The 15,644-nt window shown below is 59.5% G+C and carries 14 protein-coding genes; 11 read left to right on the top strand and 3 right to left on the bottom strand.

Features of this window, described 5'->3' with window-relative positions:
• Positions 1-44: 44 nt before the first annotated feature.
• From GH656_RS17635 to GH656_RS17615, 5 genes are all read left to right on the top strand, one after another.
• The gene (locus GH656_RS17635) at positions 45-761 is read left to right on the top strand and encodes an ABC transporter permease (RefSeq protein ID WP_153077319.1); all 717 of its coding nucleotides are present in this window, start codon (positions 45-47) and stop codon (positions 759-761) included.
• Positions 758-1,714: a glycine betaine ABC transporter substrate-binding protein gene (locus GH656_RS17630; protein ID WP_153077318.1), complete on the top strand. Its 957-nt coding sequence runs from the start codon at positions 758-760 to the stop codon at positions 1,712-1,714. The genes GH656_RS17635 and GH656_RS17630 overlap by 4 nt, the downstream gene beginning before the upstream one ends.
• Positions 1,711-2,364: an ABC transporter permease gene (locus GH656_RS17625; protein ID WP_153077317.1), complete on the top strand. Its 654-nt coding sequence runs from the start codon at positions 1,711-1,713 to the stop codon at positions 2,362-2,364. Before GH656_RS17630 ends, GH656_RS17625 begins: the two co-directional genes overlap by 4 nt.
• Positions 2,361-3,548: an osmoprotectant ABC transporter ATP-binding protein OsmV gene (locus tag GH656_RS17620; protein ID WP_153077316.1), complete on the top strand. Its 1,188-nt coding sequence runs from the start codon at positions 2,361-2,363 to the stop codon at positions 3,546-3,548. The genes GH656_RS17625 and GH656_RS17620 overlap by 4 nt, the downstream gene beginning before the upstream one ends.
• Before the next feature lie 169 nt (positions 3,549-3,717).
• Positions 3,718-3,981, top strand: coding sequence for a hypothetical protein (locus tag GH656_RS17615; protein WP_153077315.1), 264 nt, complete (start codon positions 3,718-3,720; stop codon positions 3,979-3,981).
• A 197-nt stretch (positions 3,982-4,178) separates the two neighbouring features.
• Here GH656_RS17615 and GH656_RS17610 read toward each other — a convergent pair whose 3' ends face one another.
• The gene (locus GH656_RS17610) at positions 4,179-5,207 is read right to left on the bottom strand and encodes a DedA family protein/thiosulfate sulfurtransferase GlpE (RefSeq protein ID WP_153077314.1); all 1,029 of its coding nucleotides are present in this window, start codon (positions 5,205-5,207) and stop codon (positions 4,179-4,181) included.
• A gap of 536 nt (positions 5,208-5,743) precedes the next feature.
• On the opposite strand from GH656_RS17610, the gene GH656_RS17605 reads away from it, so the two are divergent.
• The 3 genes from GH656_RS17605 to GH656_RS17595 all read left to right on the top strand — a co-directional run bounded on the left by GH656_RS17605 (position 5,744) and on the right by GH656_RS17595 (position 9,656).
• On the top strand, positions 5,744-6,853 hold the full coding sequence (locus tag GH656_RS17605) for a porin (RefSeq protein ID WP_153077313.1): 1,110 nt from the start codon (positions 5,744-5,746) through the stop codon (positions 6,851-6,853).
• Between the two features lie 293 nt (positions 6,854-7,146).
• Positions 7,147-7,434 (top strand): hypothetical protein, encoded by a 288-nt coding sequence (locus tag GH656_RS17600; RefSeq protein ID WP_425495888.1) that lies wholly within the window; start codon positions 7,147-7,149, stop codon positions 7,432-7,434.
• A gap of 620 nt (positions 7,435-8,054) precedes the next feature.
• On the top strand, positions 8,055-9,656 hold the full coding sequence (locus GH656_RS17595) for a peptide chain release factor 3 (RefSeq protein ID WP_153077312.1): 1,602 nt from the start codon (positions 8,055-8,057) through the stop codon (positions 9,654-9,656).
• Positions 9,657-9,804: 148 nt separating this feature from the next.
• Here the strand turns inward: GH656_RS17595 and GH656_RS17590 are convergent, their stop codons facing one another.
• Entirely contained in the window at positions 9,805-10,347 is a 543-nt protein-coding gene (locus GH656_RS17590; protein WP_153077311.1) for a hypothetical protein, read from the bottom strand.
• 236 nt (positions 10,348-10,583) lie between these two features.
• Complete coding sequence (locus GH656_RS17585; RefSeq protein ID WP_153077310.1) at positions 10,584-11,393, bottom strand: IclR family transcriptional regulator; 810 nt, start codon at positions 11,391-11,393, stop codon at positions 10,584-10,586.
• 977 nt (positions 11,394-12,370) lie between these two features.
• Between GH656_RS17585 and GH656_RS17580 the strand changes: the two genes are divergently transcribed.
• The 3 genes from GH656_RS17580 to GH656_RS17570 all read left to right on the top strand — a co-directional run bounded on the left by GH656_RS17580 (position 12,371) and on the right by GH656_RS17570 (position 15,532).
• A complete protein-coding gene (locus tag GH656_RS17580; protein ID WP_153077309.1) occupies positions 12,371-13,519 on the top strand; it encodes an aldo/keto reductase in 1,149 nt (382 codons plus the stop codon).
• Positions 13,520-13,522: 3 nt separating this feature from the next.
• Positions 13,523-14,356, top strand: a complete 834-nt coding sequence (locus tag GH656_RS17575; protein WP_153077308.1) for an amidohydrolase family protein — start codon at positions 13,523-13,525, stop codon at positions 14,354-14,356.
• Positions 14,357-14,683: 327 nt separating this feature from the next.
• Positions 14,684-15,532 (top strand): ureidoglycolate lyase, encoded by an 849-nt coding sequence (locus tag GH656_RS17570; protein ID WP_153077307.1) that lies wholly within the window; start codon positions 14,684-14,686, stop codon positions 15,530-15,532.
• The last annotated feature ends 112 nt before the right edge of the window (positions 15,533-15,644 follow it).

The raw sequence follows: 15,644 nt of genomic DNA, 5'->3' as shown, positions 1-15,644 counted from the left end.
TGTGTTTCAGGCGCGCCGCACATCGCACAAGGAGGCTCATCTTGATGATTCAACGTCCTGTCAGGCTGTTTGCTGGTCTGGCTGCCATTGGCATCGCCGCTACGTTGCTGGTTCGTGCCATCAACTCTGACGCGTTGTCCCAGTACAAACCCGATCTGCTTTACTACACTGGACAGCACCTGCTGCTGGTCGGCTATTCGATGGGGCTGGCGCTACTGGTGGGAATTCCAGCGGGGGTGCTGCTTAGCCGCCCTGCGTTCGCCCGGCAAGCCGAACGCTTCATGCAGGTGTTCAACATTGGCAACACCATTCCATCGCTGGCCGTGCTGGCCATCGCGCTGGGCATCTTTGGGATTGGCGAGTTGCCGGCCATTGCCGCGCTCTTTCTTGCCTCCCTGCTGCCCGTTACCCGTAATGCCTATGAAGGCATGAAAAACGTGTCGCCCGCGCTGCGCGAAGCTGCGCGCGGAATTGGCATGACGGGCTGGCAATCACTGATACGCGTCGAGCTGCCCAATGCGCTTCCGATCATCGTCGGCGGTGTCCGCACGGCACTGTCCATCAACGTTGGCACGGCACCGCTCGCGTATCTGATCGGCGCAGACAGTCTTGGCACATTCATCTTTCCGGGGATCTACCTGAACAATCCGCAACAACTGCTGCTCGGAGCGGGGATGACCGCTTTACTGGCACTCGTGCTGGATGGCCTGGTCGCCTCCGGTAGCCGTTATTTCCTGGCCCGCCGTGGGGTGACCGCATGAACTTCCTGTTTTTACGCTCGTTTTCAGGCGGGCTGGCAAATGGCCTCGCCCGCTACTTTCCTGGCCGCTGGCTGCTGCTCGCCGCACTCCTCGCCACCAGCGTTCACGCCAGCGCCGCCGCGCTGATTGTCGGCAGCAAAAACTTCACCGAGCAATACGTGCTCGCCGAACTCACCGCCCAGTATTTGCGGGCGCAAGGCTATCCGGTGGAAACCCGCACGGGCCTTGGCAGCACGTTGCTGCGCAGCGCGCAGGAGCACAACCAGATCGACATCGTCTGGGAGTACACCGGTACTGCGGCCATCGTCTACAACAAGATCACGGAAAAACTGGATCCCAAAACGATGTACGAGCGCGTCAAGGCGCTTGATGCGCGGCGCGGCCTGGTCTGGCTCGACGCTTCGCCGCTGAACAATACCTATGCGCTGGGCCTGCCACACGAAGTCGCCACGGCTACGGGCATTCACACCATTTCCCAGCTCGCTGAGCGGATGAATGCCGAGCCTGATGGCAAGTACGTGTTTGCGATGGACGCTGAATTTGCCAATCGTCCAGATGGTCTCAAGCCACTCGAAATGGCTTACGGCATGCGTTTTACCCGCAAGCAGACCAAGCAGATGGACCCAGGGCTGGTCTACACGGCGTTGCATAACAACCAGGTGTTCGTTGGCCTGATCTACACCACGGACGGACGCGTGAAAGGTTTTGATATCCGTCCGCTGGAAGACGACAAAGGTTTTTTCCCGCCCTATAACGCCACTCCCGTCGTGCGCGAAGCCATCCTTAAACAGAACCCCCGTCTGGCGGCGCAGTTGAATGCACTGTCTGCCGCGCTGGACAACGACGTCATTCTGGAAATGAACAAGCAGGTGGATATTGACGGCAAGTCGATCCAGACGGTCGCGCGTGAATTTCTGCGCGACCATCCGGCACTGAGTGGAGGCAAGCCATGAGCGTTTTTGACTATCTACTGGCCAACTGGCCACAACTGCTCGAACTGACGCTGGAGCATCTCTGGCTAGTCAGCATTGCGGTGGGTTGCGCGATCATCGCCGGGGTGCCGCTGGGCATTTTGATTAATCGCCATGAGTGGCTGGCGTCACCGTTGCTCGGGCTGGCGACGATTGTGCTCACGCTGCCATCCATCGCGCTCTTCGGTTTGATGATTCCGGTTCTTTCGCGTTTCGGTTATGGCATTGGCGCCGTGCCGGCGATCACGGCGGTGTTTTTGTATTCGTTGCTGCCGATTATCCGCAACACCTATCTCGCGCTGCGCAACGTCGATGCGGGCGTCAAAGAAGCAGCCAAAGGGATTGGCATGACCGCATGGCAGCGGTTGCGGCTGGTGGAATTGCCATTGGCGGTGCCAGTGATTCTCGGTGGCGTGCGCACTGCTGTCGTGATGAACATTGGCGTGATGACAATTGCCGCCGTGATTGGCGCAGGGGGGCTGGGCACGCTGATTATTCGTGCGATTGGCCAGAGCAACATGATGAAACTGCTGGTTGGCGCTGTACTCGTAAGCGTGCTTGCGATTGTCGCTGATTTGCTGCTGCAGGCATTGCAACGTCTGCTGACACCAAAGGGAGTGCAAAAAACATGATCGAACTCGACAAACTGACGAAAATTTTCACGCAAAAAGACGGCCAGCCGGTACGGGCCGTCGACTCAGTCAGCTTGACTGTGGGCGAAGGCGAAATTGGCGTGTTTCTTGGCCCGTCGGGCTGCGGCAAGACCACGACGCTGAAGATGATTAACCGCCTGATTGCGCCTACTTCCGGCCGTGTGCTGATTAACGGTGAAGACACGACGGACCTGGACGAAGTAGAACTGCGCCGCCGTATTGGCTATGTGATCCAGCAGATCGGCTTGTTTCCGAACATGACGATTGAAGAAAACATTACGGTCGTGCCGCGTTTGCTGGGCTGGGACAAAAAGCGCTGCCACGAGCGCGCAACCGAACTGATGTCGATGGTTGCCCTGGACCCCAAGCAGTATCTGAAACGCTATCCGCGCGAACTCTCGGGCGGGCAGCAACAACGTATCGGTGTAATTCGCGCGCTCGCTGCTGATCCACCGGTGCTGCTGATGGATGAGCCATTCGGCGCGGTCGATCCGATCAACCGCGAGTCGATTCAGAATGAGTTCTTCCTGATGCAACGGCAGTTGAACAAGACCGTCATCATGGTCAGCCATGACATTGACGAGGCGCTCAAGCTGGGCGACCGCATCGCAGTGTTTCGTCGCGGCAAGCTGGTGCAGTACGACCATCCGGACACCTTGCTGGCGCATCCGCGCGATGAGTTCGTCGCGCAGTTCGTCGGCCAGGACAGTACGCTCAAACGTCTTTTGCTGATCAAGGCGGGCGATGCGGCAACGCAGCCCGAGACCGCACGGGCCGATACGCCACTCACGCGCGCGTTCCAGATCATGGATGAAAACGACTGCCGTTATCTGACCATCGTGGATGACGACCAGCGTGCGCTGGGCTATGTGACCCGGCGTGCGGCGCGGGGCAACGAGGGGGTCTGCGCGGATCAGCTCGCTGCATTCAGGACCACGGCGGCAGGTGAAGACAATCTGCGCATTTTGCTGTCGAGGATGTACCAGTTCAATTCATCGTGGATGCCAGTAATTGATGCTGACGGACGTTATGTCGGTGAGGTGACGCAGGATTCGATTGCCGATTATTTGAGCTCGGGGCGCTCACGCCAGCAAACTGGTCAGCCTGCGATTATTTCGCCCGCCGTGGCAGCCGCGCAGGCGGCAGCCGACGCAGCGACGTAACGCATTGAAGCAGTGGAGCGAGTGCGGGGCGCGATGGCAGGCACAGAGCGTTCCGCATGTATCACCTCAAGGCGGCAGACGTGGACGGCCATCGGGGATCGGTATATAACAGCACGCAAGCCGCACTCTTACTGACCCCCTTGGACTACAGCGAAAGCGAGACCCCACCATGACGAACGACGATGATTTTCAGCAAAAAGTAAAAGAAGCAGTCAAGCCTGCGCTGGAGCATTTTGATGCGGCAGTCAGCCATGTCGATGAGATGGTGTCGTCAGGCACGATTGCCGCTAGTGCGGCACGCGGCATTCTGTATAGCCTGATCGAAACGCTGGGCACGCTGGTCGGTGATCCTGATTTGCCAGAGCATGCGCGTTCCGGCTATGAAGGGTTGCTCGAAAGCGCGCGTGAATTGCGCGTCAAGCTCGAACGCTAGTTCAGCTTTTCTGCTGAAGATTTTTCTGATCCGCGCCAGCCACGTTGCTGGCGCGGATTTTTTATTTGCAGTGTGCGATGTGCTGCGGCAAGACGGGTTACTCCGTGCGCAGTTCCGCAGGCTGTGTCCGGCGCAACGGAGCCAGGTTGGCTGAGGTGCTAACGGCTAACGATGCGCGGCGATAACCAGCTACCCTCCTATAGCGTTTTGGGCAGCGCAGTGGTTGCAGCGGCCGGCGTGTCAGGCGTGCCAAGCGTGTCAGATGTTTCAGGTGCGTCGTCGAGGCTGGGTAGCGGATCGAGCGGGCGTCCTGCATCGCGCCAGGCATCCAGGCCACCCCGCAGTGGCAGCACATCAGCGAAGCCTGCCTTGGTGAGTTGTTGAGCCATCCAGGCCGCTGAAACTTCGTTGGGGCAAGCGCAATAAATCACGAACTTCCGCTCGCGTGGGTAGGTGTTGATGATCGTTTCCAGATGGCGTTCATCGGCAAACTGCGCGCCAGGAATCACGAATGGGTCGAGCATGCGGTGCTCGGGCGAGCGGATGTCGAACACGATGGGCGCATCGTTGGCCTGCATCAGCGCGTGTAATTCGCTTTCGTCGATCCGGGCGGCCATCAGTTCGCGGATCAATTGTTGCCGCCGCACCCAGCGGTATCCCGCATAAGTCAGCAGCAAGGCCGCGATCACCGCTAGCGCGACACCGCTCATGCGGCTTGCTACGGCGAGCAGCCATTCGATCTGCCGGGCGAACAGCGCGCCGATAAGCAGCCCGGTGCCCGACCACAACACTGCGCCGGTGCCGTTGTAGCGCAGGAAGGTGCGATAGCGCGTTCCCATGGCCCCCGCCATTGGCACCGAGACAATCGACAGCCCAGGCACAAAGCGCGATACCACTAGCACCCGCACGCCCCAGCGGCCAAAAAAACGTTCAGTTTTTTTCACGCAGATATCACGCGAGAGCGAGAGCCGGCACAGCGTATTCAGCATGCGCGCGCCATACACCCGTCCGGCGAGATACCACAGGCTGTCGCCAATCAGCGTGGCAAAGATAGCGAGCACGAGCACGGTCAACAGTTCAGGCGCGATTGAGCCCGGATGCAGTGAAGCCATTGCGCCAAACGCGATGAGCGTTGGCATGGCCGGTACCGGTAAACCGAGCGAGGCGGCGAGCACATTCACGAAAACGATGAGTGGCCCGTATTGCACGACGAGGTCATGGAGCATGGCGGGATTCTCGGAGCGGGCCGGTTTGGGCCGGGTTCGGTCTCCGGCGTTCAGTACGCCGGTAAAAATGCGCTTGACCGATCTGGCGTGAGCGGGCCATGGGTGTCAGACCGGGTGGTTTTCAGCCTGACCTGAACGCGGCTCGCGGCAATCAGTGGGGTGGCAGTTTAACGCGATAACGTGTCCGGCCGCGCGGCAGCGGTGCTATGGCGGCGGGGTGCCAGGGCATTCGCAGATGCTCCTGGCCGCTTGAGCGGAAGGTGGTTTTGAGGGTTCTGTGAAAGTGGCGTCGCAGGGCTACCACAGCGGGCAAGCTTTGCTTTACAGCGTTCTGGATTGAATAAATAATGCGAGCCGTTCTTATTACCGCACAGATCAAGAGTGGCAAACGGTAATTAATTTGTAATTAATATCAAATAATCCCGTTTTTAAGCCCTCCGTCATTTCGTTAATCCGTTTGTCTTCGTTTGCCTGTGCAATACGCGTCAGCCGGTTTTCTTTTCTAACTCAAGCCGTTTTTTCTGGAAACGCCTCCCATGTCTATCTCCCTGAACAAGAGCCTCACCGCACTGGCCGTTTCGGCTGTTGCCGCCCTGCTGAGCACCTCGGCGCTCGCGCAAAGCAGCGTCACGCTGTATGGCGAAATCGATGCCGGACTGGCCTACGTCAACAACGTCCGCGGCAACGCGCAGTACAAAATGACCAGCGGTCTGATCGACGGCAGCTACTGGGGCCTGAAAGGGACGGAAGATCTGGGCGGTGGCAACAAGGCGCTGTTCGTGCTGGAACGTGGCTTTTCGATTGCAAGCGGCGAAGGCTTTAACGATCACCCGGTTTACGTGGGTCTCAGCAACGAATCATTTGGCACGGTCACGCTGGGTCATCAATATGATTCGATTCATGATTATTTCGCTCCGTTCACCTTGACTGGTGGCGCAGGCGGCACCGCTTTCGCGCATCCGTTCGATAACGACAACGCCAATAATTCGTATCTCGCCCGTAATTCGGTCAAATACGCCAGCCCGTCGTTTGGTGGCTTTAGCTTTGGCGGCATGTACGCGTTTTCCAATGGCGCGGGGCAATTTGCCAATAACCGCGCATACAGCGTGGGGGCCAATTACCAGAATGGTCCGTTTAACGCAGGCGCGGCTTACCTGCACGTGAATGGCCGTGGCAACACGTCCAATGGCGCGTATGAAGGCATGACGCTGCCTGGCACGATTGATGGCATCTTCAATGCCAACGTGCAAACGCAAAACACTTATGGCGCAGGCGCAAGCTACGCGCTGGGCAACTTCACGCTGGGCGCAGCATGGTCGCGTTCGACCTACACCGGTGTGGTGAATGCGGATACCGCATTGCCTGCCGCTTCAGCCGGCTTTAGCAACTACGAAGTCAATGGGGTGTATCAACTGACACCGGCGTTCTCGCTGGCTGGCATGTACACCTATACCAAGGGCGCAGGCACGCACTGGAACGAAGGTGCGCTCCAGGCCGATTACCAGTTGTCGAAGCGTACCGATACCTATCTTGAAACGGTGTATCAACGCGCGGCTTCAGGCACCCCGGCGATCATCAACACGGCTAACCCGTCGATGAGCAGCAGCCAGTTCCTGGTGGCAGCGGGTATCCGTCACCGCTTCTAATCATTGATGCTGATGTCGTTTCACTGCGCGGTGTGTCTGTCAGAAAGAGAAAGCAAACCGCCGCGCGGGCATTGATTGTTGATGATCGGGTTTTGAACGGTGGCTACGCAATGCTTGGTGCATGCGTAGCCACTGCTACGTTTACGCCCGCTATGTTTTTTCTTGTGCGTTGTTATGCGTTGCCGTGCTTTAAATCCAGACCCAAGCCCAAGCTCAGGTTTAGTTGCAGGCACGCTGCTGTGGCATGGCACAATCGCTGCGATCCAAAACGCACGTGCTGACCAAGGTGTTCCATGAAACGTAGTTCTCCATTTGATTTCCGTCTTCCAGGCTTGTTGCCGTTGCGCAAGGTGCGTGCCGTCACCACCGGGCTGGTGTTATCGGGCGCACTGGCAGCTTGTAGCAGCGGCCCGCCGCTCTTTTTGTCTGATGGCCGGCCGACCACGCAGGTGCAATGCACGGGCAGCTTTGCCTCATGCGAGCAGCAAGCCCGTGCGAATTGCGACGGCGCGTTTGACGTCGTGCGCCGCTCAACCGACAACGGCACTTTGGCGCTGCTGTATGCCTGCCAGAAGAAGTAACCCGTTGCATAACCAGCCATGCGCCTGATTTGAAGTGAGTCCGGCATCGCGGGTTTTTGCACCACTTCAGCCCCCCCGAAAACCCTCACCTTTAAGCAGCCGCGAGCCGTTTTTCTGCGCTGGTAGGCCATGGCGTGTAGCGCATGCAGCACGTGTAGCGATACCGGATGAGGCTGGGCAAGCAGTTATGAGATGGCATGCATACCTGCGCAAACGAGCGCTGAAAGCGCTGCGATGAAAAACGCAAAAGGCATGCCAGATAAGGGTTTAAGCGATTCAATAGAGCTTTTTCAAGGTCCGGGATAGTGAGTTCGTACGCGCTTCTGGCGGCTATGCTCAGGATGAATACCCGGCCTGAATCAAACCATGCTCGCTCCCTGGCGGCGCACTTCAGCATTCTCTCGGCTCGTCGCGCGAACTGGTCCCGCAAACACTCACCTTTGATACGCTTGCTGCCCTCGTATCCAGCGTCACGGTTCACCTGCGGGTAGTGCGGCAGGTTGCGTGTATCATCGGCGTCCTGCCACCTTCAAGGCTGGTCCCGATTTCGGGCAAAGCGCCGCTCCTCGCGGTTCTCAGCCCGCCAGGGCAGTCCTCTTCCACGAGCCATTCCTGCACCGATGTCAGTCTCCGAACTCAAACGCCGCCGTACTTTTGCAGTCATTTCCCACCCGGATGCGGGCAAAACCACACTGACTGAAAAACTGCTGCTGTTTTCGGGCGCGATTCAGATTGCTGGCACAGTGAAAGGCCGCAAGAGCAACCGCTACGCGACTTCCGACTGGATGGAAATCGAAAAGCAGCGTGGCATTTCGGTCGCTAGCTCGGTGATGCAGTTCGAATACGGCAACGCCGTGATTAATCTGCTCGATACGCCCGGTCACGAAGATTTCTCTGAAGACACCTACCGTGTGCTGACCGCCGTCGATGCGGCCGTGATGGTGATCGACGGTGCCAATGGCGTCGAAGCACAAACCTTGAAACTGCTCGAAGTCTGCCGCAGCCGCCGCACGCCCATCGTCACGTTTATTAACAAGCTCGATCGTGAAGTGCGTGAGCCGCTTGAGCTGCTCGATGAGATTGAACAGCATCTCGGGGTGGCGGCGATTCCCTTTACCTGGCCGATTGGCATGGGTAAAGCGTTTCAGGGCGTCTATGACATTCAGCGCGATCAGGTGCGAGTGTTCCGTGCTGGGCAAGACACGGCTGGCGGTGCTGTCGAAACCCTGCAGGCGATTAGCGACGACGAAGGCTTGAGCCGGTTTGGCGAGAGCTGGGTGCGGGCCAAAGACGAAATCGACCTGATTACCGGTGCCACGCCCGCGTTCGACCGGAATGCTTTTTTGGCGGGCCAGCAGTCACCGGTGTTGTTCGGTTCGGCGATCAATAACTTTGGCGTGAAGGAAATTTTGGATGCGCTGGTCGATCTGGCGCCACCGCCGTCGATGCGTATGACGCTCCAGCGTCCGGTGCTGCCAGACGAGCCGAAGTTCACCGGTGTGGTGTTCAAGGTGCAAGCCAATATGGATCTGGCACACCGCGACCGGGTTGCGTTTATTCGCGTGTGTTCGGGGCATTTCGAGCGGGGCATGGCGTTAAAAGTTACGCGCTCGAACAAGATGTTCCGCGCCAATAACGTCGTCACGTTTTTGTCACAGCGGCGCGAAACGGTTAGCGAGGCGTATCCCGGCGACATCATCGGGATTCCCAATCACGGCACACTGAGCCTGGGCGATACCTTGACCGAAGGCGAAGCGCTGCAATTTATCGGCCTGCCGTTTTTTGCCCCGGAAATTTTCCAGACGGTGGAAGTGGTCGACCCAATGCGCGCCAAGCAACTCGGTGAAGCGTTGAAGCAACTGGGCGAAGAAGGGGCGATTCAGGTGTTCCGGCCAGTGCATGGCGGCTCGATGATTCTTGGCGCGGTCGGGCAGTTGCAGTTTGAAGTGGTGTCGCACAGGCTTTCCACGGAATACAAGGTGGACGTGCGCATCATGCCCGCGCGCTACCGGATGTCACGCTGGGTTACCTGCGACGATGCCGCCGAATTGCGTCGTTTTAGCGATGCTTACGCCGCGCGGATTGCCTTTGATGCATCGGATGCGCCAACCTATCTGGCGTCACACGTCTCGGAGATCGAGGTAGCGCAAAAGGCCTGGCCGAAGATCGTGTTTAACGAGTTGCGCGAACATTCCGGAGCGCCGTTCCGGCGCACGATGTAGGCCGGGCAGAGGGTAGGTGTGGTGCGGTGCAACCGGGCCGCACGGCCGCACTGAACAGCAAAAAAGCCGCGTGAGAAACGAATCACGCGGCTTTTTTGTGCGCTTGGCCTGACGCTAATCCATCAGGCCAAGGCCTTAAACCAGAACATCAGGCTGCGAGCCTGGCGGCGGCCTCATCCACTTGATGCCGGGCGAGCGCTAGCTCATCGAGCCAGGCGGCGGCATAAACCGTCCCGGTTTCGCGCTCCAGACGCGCGATGGCGGCGGCGCAGCGCAGGGTGTCTTTCGGCGTAGCGATGAAGTCTTTCACTGATAACCCCGCGCTGAAGGCCTCGAACAGTGGCACACGCACTTCGTCGGGCAGGCTGCGAGTCCATGGGTAAGGTTTGCCGTTGAAGCTGATAGAAGGTGGCAGCACACGCTCTTTCTTGCTGGCTGGAATCAGGCCATACGCGCGGGCGGCTTCACCGATCTGCTCGGGCGAGAACAACTCGTCGGGCGTAATGCCGAACTGCTCAAGATGCGCTTCGATAGCCTGCATGGCTGCAGCGCGGTCATCACGTTTTTTTTGCGCGCGGGCGACGATATCGCGCAGTTCATCGGCCTCTTCGCTAGTGATCGTGAAGCTCGCCTGTTTTTGCTGGAGCTCGGAAAAACGCTGGAATTCGGGATCGGTCAGAAGTTTGGCCATGGCGGTATCGGATGGAGTGGTGTGGTGGTGTGGGATTGGCGCGCACGGCCTAAGCCGTGCGGCGGGGTTTTAAGCGGGCCGCCATTCTAACGTTTTCACGCCGGATGACCACCTTGTTCGCGTGCAAAACTCTTCGGCGGCTTAGAGCGTTTCATGGCTCGCTCGTCCGTGCTGTTGCCGGTGGCGGTTCCCGATGGCGGCGCCGAGAGCGCGGGACATTCACGCTCGCGGCGGTCTTATTCGCTAGCGGATGCGGCATCCGCCTGGCGCATGAGCGACAGTTCAGCCGCTGTTGCCGCCAGTAACGCGCTCGCCGCTTCAAGCGTAGGCGCGGTATAGCCATCAATGCGGCGCAAATAAGGGCAAGTCAGCGCGGCAATCGCCTGGCCAGCGGGCCCGAGCACCGGGTACGTGACATCAATCACGCCGACCGTCTGCTGGCTGTCCTTCTGTGAAAACCCCTGGCGGCGCACCTCGTTCCAGAGGGCCTCCATGGCGGCGATATCAAGGGTGATCTCACCTTTCACGGTGGTGTGCTGCTTGAGCATATGAGCCCGTTGTGCATCGGCCTGAAACGCCATCAGCACGCGCCCGGAGCCCGTGCCAATCAGCCCGACGCGGGCGCCGAGGCGCACGGAGATACCCCACGCGCCGGGCCCGTCCACCTGAGCGATGACAAGCAGATTGCCGCGGTCGTACACCGTTAGATGACACGATTGCTCCGCCTGATCGGCAAAGCGCTGCATCAGCGGCAGGGCTTCGGCAATCAGCCGCTGCATCGGCGGATGGCGGTGCGCCAGCGCATACAACTTGAGACTCAGCGAATAGCGGTCGCCGCCTGCCGAGCGCGTCACGTATTGGCGTGCGACCAGCCGTTCCAGCATGCGGTAGATCTCGCTGGCATTGCGGCCAAGCTGCCGGGTGATTTCCGCGCGCGTCAGGCCGTCTTTTTGCTGGGCCAGCAACTCAAGAATATCGAGACCTTTATCCAGTGCCGGAGCGCGATAGCGCTCGGCATCGTCCCTGTCCTGTTCCAGTTGATCCATGGTGGTGCCGGTGCGGTTGAGTAATGGGTGCTGGAACGGGTCGTTGTGCAGCGCATGTTGCTGCCTTCAACCCGCCGTGCAGCGCGTGAGTGTAAACGCCTGTGGCGCGAGCGGAGCATCCGGGATCAGGGAAAGTCCTGGGATCTGAAACCAACATGCTTCTTGACGGAGTCTATTCGCATATGAATAATGCGTTCACTTATGAATAGCGGCGCGTTAATTTTGAGAAAGCGCGCCGGACGCTTCGGTCTGGCACTTTCAGCCTCGTCAATTCGAATGGTGATTCGGGGCAACCGGTCACCGACATGAACAACTTGCAGAACCTGAGAGCTCAACGCAAGGTTGTAGGGCCCCTGGCTCCGGCCGCGATCAGCTGCGCGTTAGACGCGGCAACGGCCAGACAAGGCACCCGTGGTTGCTGCCGAAGTCGCACCGGCGCATGACAAGGTGACGATGGTGGTACGGCAGACAACCGCACGTAGGACGTAAAAAAGCGTGGAAGGAGACGAAGCGCACGTAGTGGCGCAAGGTAGTGCAGACATGGACACCCTGGCGCTGGCGAACGGAAATAACCATTCACCAGCGTTCAGGGTGCGCCTGAAGCGCTATTTCGCAATGGGTCTGGCTGAGCACCTCGGCTGACTTGCAAACAAAGTCCAGCGGGCATGACATCAACCCAGCCTGCGCCGGACAAACTCCCAACTGAATGAATCTAGCTGCTCACGCCAGCGTGACGGGTCAACTGACCCCATGCCGTTTGTTACTCATTTGTTACTCAAGCAGTGAGCGGTGACACATTCTTTTGAGGCAGGACCCTCGATGGCAAGCGGCAGGTTGCCAGCCCGCCTGCCCGAGCGGTGCGGTGTCTGGTGTTGATCCTGTTGTAGCCGTTAGCGCAATTGCTTTAATCCGCATGCCCGGTTAACTGGGGGCGTGCATCCCCCATGAAGAACATAAAAAATTAGCGGAGACGCTTCATGACCGATATGTCTGGCTCAAGAACCCGACAACGGCGTTACGTAGGCCGCAGTGCCGTGCAACTGACCGGCCTGGGCCTTGGCAGTGCCGCGCTGGGCGGACTCTACCGTGACCTGGCGGCGCGCGATGCCCATGCGGCGGTCGATGCTGCCTGGGACGCTGGCATACGTTATTTCGATACCGCACCGCATTACGGCCACACCAAGGCCGAACGCCGCCTGGGCGATGCGCTTCAGCGCTATCCCCGCGCAGACTACGTGCTGTCCACCAAGGTCGGACGCCGCTATGTGCCACGCACGACCCCTTATGACGGCAGCGAAGGCTGGGACAATCCGCTCCCGTTTGAAGCCCGCTATGACTACACCTACGACGGCATCTTTCGTTCGTTCGAAGACAGTCAGCAACGGCTGGGTATCGTCGAAATTGATCTGGTGCTGATCCACGATATCGGCCACATGACTCATGGTGAGCACCATCCGCATTACTGGCAGCAACTGATTAAAGGCGGCGGCTTCCGCGCACTGGAGCGGTTGCGCGATTCCGGCGCGGTGAAAGCGATTGGCCTGGGTGTGAACGAAAGCGCGGTGATTCTTGCGGCGATGGACGAGTGCGACCTCGATTGCGCGTTGCTGGCGGGGCGTTACACCTTGCTGGAACAAGCCGCGCTCGATGAGCTGCTGCCTGCCTGTAGCGCGCGGCAGATCAGTGTGATTCTGGGGGGCGCGTTTAACTCAGGGATTTTGGCGCATGGCATCACGCCCGCTCGCACCTACGCTGGCGCGCTGAAATTTAATTACGCGAATGCGCCTGCCAGCGTGATTGAGCGCGTAGCGCAACTGGAGGTGATTTGCCGCCAGCATGAGGTACCGCTCGCGGCGGCGGCGCTGCAGTTTCCGTATGCGCATCCGGCCGTGGTGAGCGTGCTGAGCGGCGCGCGCAGTGTGGCTGAGGTGTGTGAGAACCAGAACTCATTCGAGCACCCGCTGCCAGCCGGGTTCTGGAGCGCGCTGCGTGATGCTGGACTGATCGACGCTCGCGCACCGCTTCCCGCTGTTCAGCCGTTTTCTTCCTGCGATTTAACGTCCCCTCATGACGTTCATGACGCCCACGCTGCGATGGCCATGCCGCTTGCCCTGCAAGCGCTCTGAGCGATGCAGCACATCGACGCTCACCAGCATTACTGGAACCCCAGCCGCAACGACTATGGCTGGCTGACTCCCGACCAGCCGGTGCTGTACCGCACGTATGGCCCGTCGGATCTTGCTGGCTTGCGTCAGGGCGCGGGCATTGGCCAGACGATCGTGATTCAGGCCGCGCCCACTCTCGAAGAAACGCGCTACCTGTTAGGCGTGGCACGTGGTGAGGCTTCCATTGCAGGGGTGGTGGGCTGGGTGCCATTGCTTGATCCGGCCGCGCCCGCATTGATCGCTGAGCTTGCGCTTGATACCCGGTTCAAGGGCGTGCGGCCCATGTTGCAAGACCTGCCTGACGACAACTGGATCAATAACCCAGCGCTGGTACCCGCTATCGAAGCGCTGATCGCCCACGATCTGGCCTTCGATGCCCTGATTTTTGCGCAGCATGCTGCGGCGCTGGCGGCGTTTGCCACGCGTTTTCCGGCACTGCGCATCGTGATCGACCACGGCGCGAAACCGCCGATCCGTGCGGGCGGCATGGAGCGCTATGCATGGGCCGAGGCGCTGAACCGGTTTGCACCATTACCGCAGGTGTACTGCAAGCTCTCCGGGCTCGCCACGGAGGCCGCTCCTGGCTGGACGGATGCCACGCTGCGGCCGTATGTCGAGCATTTGCTGACGGTGTTTGGCCCAGCACGGCTGATGTGGGGCAGCGACTGGCCCGTCCTGAATCTGAATGGCGACTACCTGCGCTGGCACGGCAGCGCCCGTACCTTGCTGGCGGCGCTGCCGGAGCAGGAGCGCGATGCGATCTTCGGTGGCAACGCGCGGATCTTCTACCGGTTGTAATGTCCGCTTGTAAATCCCGCCTGTAACACATCCGCAAGCGGCCTGTATTGAGCGGGCGCTGCAATACCCGGTATGGCTCTGGCAGCACGTGAACCACGAGCGCAAATGATAAAAAGACGAGCGGGCAAAACCGCTCCCCTGATGTTCTGACGACTGCTACAGGGCGCAGTACGGCATGGCACGGCACGATGAGGTGAAGTGAGGCAGGACATCGGGCTGGCCAGTGCGAGCTGTGACAGCAACGCAGGCATCCACGTGACTGACAAGCGCCGGCCGCATCAGGCCACTGCGCTTTCACCCAGATCAAACCTGGAAGGACAAACAACAATGAAATTGCTTCGTTATGGGCCGCAAGGTCAGGAGAAACCTGGCTTGCTTGATGCGCAAGGCCGTATCCGCGATTTATCCGGTGTGGTTGCTGATATTGCGGGTGAGGTGCTGGCGGATGCGGCGCTCGCGCAGCTGCGCGCGCTTGATCCGGCATCGTTGCCGCTGGTGCCCGGTGAGCCCCGGATTGGTGCCTGTGTCGGCCAGGTCGGAAAGCTGGTCTGCATCGGACTGAACTACGCCGATCACGCAGCCGAAGCGGGCTTGCCGGTGCCATCCGAGCCGGTGGTATTCAACAAATGGACCAGCGCCATCGCAGGCCCGAACGACGGCATTGAAATTCCACGCGGTTCGACCAGAACTGACTGGGAAGTAGAACTTGGCGTGGTCATTGGCAAAGCAGCGAAATACGTTGATGAAGCCGACGCGCTGAATTACGTCGCAGGCTATTGCGTGATTAACGACCTCTCCGAGCGCGAATGGCAGATCGAACGGGGCGGTCAATGGGACAAGGGCAAGGGGTTCGACACCTTCGGCCCGCTTGGCCCCTGGCTGGTGACACGCGACGCCGTGCCAGACCCGCAAAACCTGAACCTGTGGCTCGAAGTGGACGGGCATCGCTACCAGAACGGCAACACCCGAACCATGGTGTTTGGCGTGGCGAAGCTGGTGTCGTACTTGTCGCAGTGCATGAGCTTGCAACCGGGGGACGTGATTTCGACTGGCACACCGCCCGGTGTTGGCATGGGCGTGAAGCCGCACCCGGTGTACCTGCGCCCCGGACAAGCCGTGCGGCTTGGCGTGGACGGGCTAGGTGAACAGTACCAGGTGACGCGCGCTGCGCAATAGGGGATAGAGTGGCCGCGGGCTTTAGTCTGGATCGCTAAAAACTGCGGCGGTGCTTTCCGGTTCGCCAGCTTCGACGCGTGACAGGTAAAAGCCAGGCAAAAACCAGAGACAA

Origin of the sequence: Paraburkholderia bonniea, assembly GCF_009455625.1 — a bacterium.
Classification (GTDB): domain Bacteria; phylum Pseudomonadota; class Gammaproteobacteria; order Burkholderiales; family Burkholderiaceae; genus Paraburkholderia; species Paraburkholderia bonniea.
This window is presented reverse-complemented; position numbering and strand designations above follow the sequence as displayed.

What these genes read in the sequence shown, in the direction of transcription:
- GH656_RS17600 (WP_425495888.1), top strand. Translation starts at nt 7,147, where the DNA reads ATGAAACGTAGTTCTCCATTTGATTTCCGTCTTCCAGGCTTGTTGCCG.
- GH656_RS17625 (WP_153077317.1), top strand. Translation starts at nt 1,711, where the DNA reads ATGAGCGTTTTTGACTATCTACTGGCCAACTGGCCACAACTGCTCGAA.
- GH656_RS17605 (WP_153077313.1), top strand. Translation starts at nt 5,744, where the DNA reads ATGTCTATCTCCCTGAACAAGAGCCTCACCGCACTGGCCGTTTCGGCT.
- GH656_RS17570 (WP_153077307.1), top strand. Translation starts at nt 14,684, where the DNA reads ATGAAATTGCTTCGTTATGGGCCGCAAGGTCAGGAGAAACCTGGCTTG.
- GH656_RS17635 (WP_153077319.1), top strand. Translation starts at nt 45, where the DNA reads ATGATTCAACGTCCTGTCAGGCTGTTTGCTGGTCTGGCTGCCATTGGC.
- GH656_RS17580 (WP_153077309.1), top strand. Translation starts at nt 12,371, where the DNA reads ATGACCGATATGTCTGGCTCAAGAACCCGACAACGGCGTTACGTAGGC.
- GH656_RS17590 (WP_153077311.1), bottom strand. Translation starts at nt 10,347, where the DNA reads ATGGCCAAACTTCTGACCGATCCCGAATTCCAGCGTTTTTCCGAGCTC.
- GH656_RS17585 (WP_153077310.1), bottom strand. Translation starts at nt 11,393, where the DNA reads ATGGATCAACTGGAACAGGACAGGGACGATGCCGAGCGCTATCGCGCT.
- GH656_RS17615 (WP_153077315.1), top strand. Translation starts at nt 3,718, where the DNA reads ATGACGAACGACGATGATTTTCAGCAAAAAGTAAAAGAAGCAGTCAAG.
- GH656_RS17595 (WP_153077312.1), top strand. Translation starts at nt 8,055, where the DNA reads ATGTCAGTCTCCGAACTCAAACGCCGCCGTACTTTTGCAGTCATTTCC.
- GH656_RS17620 (WP_153077316.1), top strand. Translation starts at nt 2,361, where the DNA reads ATGATCGAACTCGACAAACTGACGAAAATTTTCACGCAAAAAGACGGC.
- GH656_RS17575 (WP_153077308.1), top strand. Translation starts at nt 13,523, where the DNA reads ATGCAGCACATCGACGCTCACCAGCATTACTGGAACCCCAGCCGCAAC.
- GH656_RS17630 (WP_153077318.1), top strand. Translation starts at nt 758, where the DNA reads ATGAACTTCCTGTTTTTACGCTCGTTTTCAGGCGGGCTGGCAAATGGC.
- GH656_RS17610 (WP_153077314.1), bottom strand. Translation starts at nt 5,207, where the DNA reads ATGCTCCATGACCTCGTCGTGCAATACGGGCCACTCATCGTTTTCGTG.